Annotated in this window: 1 pseudogene; it reads right to left on the bottom strand. The window is 46.6% G+C overall.

The window, feature by feature from the left end:
- Positions 1-234: pseudogene (locus tag SB847_RS22315) on the bottom strand (hypothetical protein); the annotation flags it as partial.

Genomic DNA, 234 nt, shown 5'->3' on the forward strand with positions numbered 1-234 from the left:
CTCGCTGGCGATATGTTTTAAAAAGTTCATGCAGAGCGAGCCGTAGCCGTGGTTCGGCGGGCCTTTAATGTCCCCGATATGAATCGCATTGTCATAATAAGAGGCGATCAGTGAAAAACAGCCTCTCCCCCGGTAGGCTGACTCACAATCAGTCAGCATAATCTTACATGTTTGGCCATCCTCAATCGACGAAACAATGATCCAATCGTCATTGTTCGATTGATCAATACCAAG

This window comes from Bacillus sp. SIMBA_026, from assembly GCF_046535335.1.
GTDB classification, from domain to species: Bacteria; Bacillota; Bacilli; order Bacillales; family Bacillaceae; genus Bacillus; species Bacillus velezensis.